Origin of the sequence: uncultured Empedobacter sp. (assembly GCF_937930195.1) — a bacterium.
Taxonomy (GTDB): Bacteria; Bacteroidota; Bacteroidia; order Flavobacteriales; family Weeksellaceae; genus Empedobacter; species Empedobacter stercoris.
The window spans coordinates 1-6,402 of sequence record NZ_CALGVK010000014.1 but is presented as its reverse complement, the minus strand read 5'-3'; the positions used below and the strand labels follow the sequence as shown (position 1 = coordinate 6,402).

The 6,402-nt window shown below is 33.0% G+C and carries 5 protein-coding genes; 1 reads left to right on the top strand and 4 read right to left on the bottom strand.

The window, feature by feature from the left end; genetic code table 11:
* The 3 genes from Q0616_RS00695 to Q0616_RS00685 form a co-directional block, all read right to left on the bottom strand.
* Positions 1 to 289, bottom strand: a 289-nt coding sequence (locus Q0616_RS00695; protein WP_298774121.1) for a hypothetical protein, incomplete at its 3' end; no start/stop codon positions are given.
* Positions 290 to 384: 95 nt separating this feature from the next.
* Positions 385 to 1,983 (bottom strand): SusD/RagB family nutrient-binding outer membrane lipoprotein, encoded by a 1,599-nt coding sequence (locus Q0616_RS00690; RefSeq protein WP_298774119.1) that lies wholly within the window; start codon positions 1,981 to 1,983, stop codon positions 385 to 387.
* A gap of 12 nt (positions 1,984 to 1,995) precedes the next feature.
* Positions 1,996 to 5,178 (bottom strand): SusC/RagA family TonB-linked outer membrane protein, encoded by a 3,183-nt coding sequence (locus Q0616_RS00685; protein ID WP_298774117.1) that lies wholly within the window; start codon positions 5,176 to 5,178, stop codon positions 1,996 to 1,998.
* A 102-nt stretch (positions 5,179 to 5,280) separates the two neighbouring features.
* Here Q0616_RS00685 and Q0616_RS00680 point away from each other — a divergent pair, with 102 nt between their 5' ends.
* Positions 5,281 to 5,877 (top strand): ribonuclease HII, encoded by a 597-nt coding sequence (locus Q0616_RS00680; protein WP_298774114.1) that lies wholly within the window; start codon positions 5,281 to 5,283, stop codon positions 5,875 to 5,877.
* Between the two features lie 57 nt (positions 5,878 to 5,934).
* Here Q0616_RS00680 and Q0616_RS00675 read toward each other — a convergent pair.
* On the bottom strand, positions 5,935 to 6,402 hold a 468-nt coding region (locus tag Q0616_RS00675; RefSeq protein ID WP_298774111.1), incomplete at its 5' end, for a T9SS type A sorting domain-containing protein.

The following is a 6,402-nucleotide window of genomic DNA, read 5'->3' as shown; positions in this document are numbered from 1 at the left end:
CATCCACTATATAAGATCTATTTATTCTATCATAAATATAGCTTGTTGTAGCATTAGCATTTTTATAAACACTTCCATCATGAGTAAATTTCGTAGGATCTAAAGTAGAATTTTGCAAATAAAACTCCTCTTGTATTTCATCTAAATCTGCAGGGTTTTCTAAAAATAAGTCATCATTGAAATTATAATCCAAACACTTATTTATTTCTACTTTATACACGATTGGTTGTGCAACGACAATACTCAGTAAACTAGATAGAAAAACAATATAATAAGTGATATGATTCATATTTTTTTTACTTATCATAAATCTACAAAAATATAATAACAAAAAAGCCACTTCTTTCGAAGTGGCTTAATAACTATTGAGGATATTTGATTCTATTATTTAGCGAAAAATAATTTAGAATCAATTTCATCGCCATTGCTTAATTTAGATACAGCATCGTTATAGTTAACACCATTTAATGATGGCTGCGTTATTGGATAACGAACACGAGCTGGTAAATCTTTAGCAACTACATTTCCAGACATTAATGGCGTAAATGTATATGTTGCTCCATTATTATCAACTGCAGATTGTCCTGGTAATAATAAAACTCCTCCATTAGGATATCCTGTTCTACGATATTCATTCCAAGCTTCAGCTCCTTGCATAAATAATGCAAGATACTTTTGAGTAATTACATTTTCTTGATTAGCTGCAGGTAAAGCATTTACATAAGCTGTTGCTTTTGCTGCATCTACTCCCCATTTATCCATAGAAGCTTGAACTCCTGCTTTATAATGGTTTGCATCCCATCCATTTAATTCTGACAAAATAAACTCAACTTCTGCATATTCCATTAATACTTCTGCATAAGTAGGTGTCATTACATTTTTAGATGCAAATGAAAGTGTTGCTGTCTCATTATTAAGCGATAACATATTATCTGGCAAACCATAAGGCATACCTTGATATTTTGTTAAGTCATCAGAATCTGAATAAGAAGCTGGGTAAACTTCAGATTTTTTCAAACCTGTTGGAGCTGCATAAGCTTGTAAACGAGGATCTACTCCATAATTCTTAGTAGATTCTCCTTTTAATAAATTAACAAACTGTTTGTTCATTGCGAAATCCGTACGCATACTTCCTGTAAAGAAAGTTGCCCAGAATGGCGAACCTTCTGCCTGTGAGTTTCCAAATGCTTGTGCAGCGTTATCATCATTCGATGTAAATACTCCTTTTGCTATTGCATCAGTAATATGTGCATTCGCTGAAGGCAATTTAGCTTTAACTCGGTTAGCAATTCTTAAACGTAATGAGTTCGCAAATTTCTGCCATTTTGCTACATCACCTCCATAAATATTATCTCCAGCTGTAAATCCTGATTCTGCAAGATTTAATTGCTCAGCCGCTTCTTTTAACTCTTTTAAAAGATCTTCATAGATTACTTGTTGAGAAACATATTTTGGTGTTGCGAAATCATCAATTTGTAATGCTTGAAAATCTGCATTTTTATTTCCATAAGACCAATAAGGTACATCTCCATAACTAGAGACTAATTGATCAAATGTGTAAGCCAACATGATTCTAGAAATAGCAATTTGATTATCTAAATCTCCATACTGCCCCATTTGAGACGAAGTTACAGGATCAGTACATTTATCAATGATATCTTTAAAATTATTTGCCGATCTAAAGAAATAAATCCATGCATTTGTAGTCTGATTGTCACGATACTGATACTTATCTTCTTCAGTATAGTTAATTTGTGCAGTATATTGCATCCAAGGCAATGTCATACGAGCAGACCACCAACCATCACGTGATGTTTGCATTAAGTATCTTGTAGCTCCATTAAAAATTGTATAAGTTGGTACAATTTCAGGGCTATTAGGGTTTTCATTAAGTTCTGCCAATCCAGTATCACAAGAAGTAAACATAGCTGTAGAACCTAATAAAGTAGCCATTAACAAATATTTTCCTATATTTTTTTTCATAACTCTTTAAAATTAAAATTGTAATTTAAGATTCATACCAAATGATCTTGTTGAAGGTAAAGAACCTCCTTCTAAACCTTGTACATTACCAGAACCACCAGTTGCTACTTCTGGATCAAAATCTTTGTTATCTAATCCCCATGTTGCAAGGTTTCTACCGAAAGCAGAAACAATTACATTAGAGAATGGTCCAGCCCATTTTTTAGGGAAAGTATACGATAAAGTTACTTCACGTAATTTGATGTAATCTGAATCAAATACATTTTGAGAAGTTGGTCCTGAATAATAATTTCCATAGTATGCAGAAGCGTCAACTACTTTTGTATTTTCTGCTGTGTTAGTTACAGTATAAGTTCCGTCTCCGTTTGATTTTACTGACCCTGTAACCCCTTGAGAAATTACACCATTCTCACGAACTCCGTTTGCTGCAGTATCGTCAAGCATACCAGAATACATACCCCACATATTTGTTAATGCAAAATATTTACCTCCTTTTTGTACATCAATTAAAGCCGATAATGACACATTTTTGTATGAAAAAGTGTTACGGAATCCCATGTTATAATCTGGTAAAACAGAACCTAAGTTCTTCACAGCAGATGATACATACAGTCCGTTTGCACCTACTACTTTATTTCCTTGATCATCGTAAATAAAATCAGTACCTCTAATCTGTCCATATTTTGAACCTAACATTGCATAAACTCCTGCTTTAAATGGTGCTGAAGCTAAAGTAATTGATTGTAAATCTCCATATAACTCAACAATTTCATTGTCGTTTTTAGCAAAGTTCCATGCAAAATCCCAAGAAAATTCTTCTGTTTGAATTGGAGTAATTCTTACCATTGCCTCAATCCCTTTATTTTCCATCACCCCTGCATTGTACCATTTTGCTGTAAATCCTGTTTCAGCTCCAGTTGTATTTTGTACAATAAGATCATTTGTTTTTTGTTGGTAATAAGTTACATCAAAACCAAATCTATTTTTAAAGAATTGCATTTCTAAACCTACTTCCCAAGAGTCAATCATCTCTGGCTTCAAGTTTCTATTTGCCTTAGCAGCTGGTAATAAATAATACGGATCTCCTAAATTAGTTGTTCCTGTGAACGTTGAATTTGCGTAAGTATCAATTAAATTGTATGGATCTGTATCATTTGCAACACGAGACCACCCTCCACGGATCTTACCAAAAGTCAACCAATCTTGTTTGATTAAGTTTGAGAAAACGAATGCTCCAGATACTGAAGGATAAAAATATGAATTATTATTTTCTGGTAACGTAGAAGACCAGTCATTACGAGCTGTAAGATCTAAGTAAAATAAATCATAGAATCCAAAAGACGCTCCTGCGAATACAGAGTTAACTCTTTTCTTAGATCTATAGTTAGAAACCGTTGGCGATGCCATTGAGTTAGATAAAGAATACAAGTTAGGCACTACTAATCCTCCAGAAGTTCCAGCGTTAACGTTTGATCTTGATTCGTGACGTCTATTTACCCCTGCAAAAGCATTTAAGCTAAAGTCAGTCCATTTTTTCTCAAAGTTTAAACGTCCTTCATAGTTCATCTCTGTAAATTGACGAGTGTATAAAGTATATCCTGAAGTCGCTTGAGAACCAATTGCTACTCTTTCCTGAATTTGTAAATTGTAATGATCGCCGTAGATTGCACCTGTTGCATATAAACCTGGTAAGATATCATATCTTAATTTTACATTTCCATAGAAACGATCACGTCTATCATCTGATGTATTTTCATTAACAATCCAATATGGATTATCAGAATACAATGGTGTAGCATTATTCCAAGCCGTTCTATTCCAAGACAATTGCTCTCCTTTACTATTTTTATAATTTTTTAAAGCAGAAAAATCTAATGAACGTTGCCCCCATTGATAAAATTTCTGAATTACAGAATTATCTCCATATCCGAACTCAGGACGATTAAATCCATCTGTTCTAACATAGTTCATATCTCCAGAAACCTGAAATTTATCTCCAAATTTATTGTCAACACCTAAATTAACAGTCGTTCTTTTCAAAGAAGAATTAGGAATAATTCCTGATTGATTTACATTCGAAATAGCTAATTTAGCATTTGTGTTCTCATAAGATTTAGAGAATGTTGCTGAATTTGTATAAGTAATTCCTGTGTTATAGAAAGAGTCAACATCATGTTTAGGTGATTTCCACTCTCTTTCAACCATATAATTCGTTGGATCTTCTGGGTTAAAAGCATTCCAATGCAACACCTTCTGACCATTGTATTTTGGTCCCCAAGATTCATCCATTTGATATTCAACAATATTATATTGTTTTCCATCTACCGTAATTGTACTAAAATCATCTTTAGATCCACCTCCGTACAATTTCTGAAGTTTTGGACTAATTGCCACTTGATCAAAAGAAACTCCTGTGTTAATAGTAATTTCATCACGACCTTTTTTACCTTTTTTAGTCGTAATCATAATTACACCATTCGCTCCTCTAGACCCATATAAAGCAGATGCAGGCCCTCCTTTTAATACGTTGATAGATTCTACATCATCAGGATTCATATCAAATGCTCCATCACCATAATCGCGACCTCCACTTCCACTTGAGGCACCAGATCCATTAACATTGTTATTACTCATAGGAATACCATCAATAACAATCAATGGTCTATTCTCTCCAGTAATAGAACGTAAACCGCGAAGAACAATACGTGTAGATCCTCCTAAGTTACCTGAGTTATTCGAGATCGATAAACCTGCTACATTCCCAGATAAAGAATTTAAAGGATTATTTCCTCTGGCCGCAGCAATAACATCACCTTTCACTTCTTGAGAGGCATACCCTAATGATTTTTTCTCACGCGTTATACCTAATGCTGTTACAACCGCTCCTTCTAATTCTACTGTTTCAGATGGTTTTAAACTAACATTATATTCAGATCCTGCTCCAACCGCAAATGTTTGAGTTGGCAATCCTACCGCTTCTACTGTAACCAAATCTCCTTGTTTAGCTTCGATACTAAACACTCCATTCTCATCAGTATAAGCCTCCTTCCCTGATGTTGTTTTTACAACTGCATCAGCAACTGGAAAACCATCTGGATCAGTTACAGTACCTGTAACTGTCTTTTCTTGTGCATATAACGAAGCTCCTAAAAGAAGACCTCCCAATACAAACAAGTTTTTTAAATTTCTCCTCATTTGTTAAAACATTTTTAAAACTTCTATAAACTTAAGATTTCTATAACATTTACAAAACTTTTTTTCAATAATTTCTGTTAAATTTGCTAAAAAAATAAAAAATTGGATAAAGTTTTATCAAATCACGAACACGAGATTGGTTGTGACGAAGCAGGAAGAGGTTGTTTGAGTGGTCCAGTTGTAGCAGCTGCTGTAATATTAGGAGAAGATTTTGATAATGAAACCATTAATGATTCAAAAAAATTATCAGAAAAAAAAAGAAACTCTTTAAGAACATTTATAGAAGAAAATGCTAAATATTGGGCAATTGGAATTGTTTGGCCGAATGAAATTGATGAGATAAATATTTTGAATGCAAGTTTTTTAGCTATGCATCGTGCTATAGACCAATTAGATTGCCGAAAAGATTTTATTATCGTTGATGGGAATCGTTTCAATAAATACAATGATGTTCCGCATGAATGTATTGTAAAAGGAGATGCTAAGTATATGAATATTGCAGCAGCTTCTATATTAGCAAAAACGTATCGAGATGAATACATGGAAAAAATTCACAATGAATTTCCGATGTATGATTGGAAAAAAAACAAAGGATATCCAACTAAAGCGCATCGTTTAGCGATAAAAGAGTTTGGTCCTACACCGTATCATCGGATGTCTTTTAAATTATTACCCGATCAATTGAGTTTAGATTTATAAAAAATTAAAAAAGGATACAATAAATTGTATCCTTTTTTAATGTGCTTCAAATAGTATCTATTTTCTTGTTACTTTTTGTGTGTAACTTCTTTTATCTGTCTGTATATTCAATAAATAAATTCCTTTTGGATAAGATTCTAAATTAATTTTAATTTCTTTTTTATCTAATTTATTTTTACCAACTAATAATTTTCCATTCATATCATAAACTTGATAGCTTACAATATTTTCTTTCGTTGTAATATTTACAAAATCTGTTGTTGGATTAGGGAATATCTTAAATTCGAGATTGTTAATATCTGCAAGTCCTAAAGTATTACAATTAATAGAGGCAGCCCATCCTTTTAGTTCTAATCCAGGATCTGAAACGAAACGAACTGTAATAGCTCCAGAATTATCTGTTGAAACAAATGGTCCAGGAATCTGATTACCATTTAGTTTATTCCCATTTTCAAATAATTTACCTGAGCTGGTTCCAATTCCATTGTATATACTCATATACTCATAAATTTCATCACCTGCTGG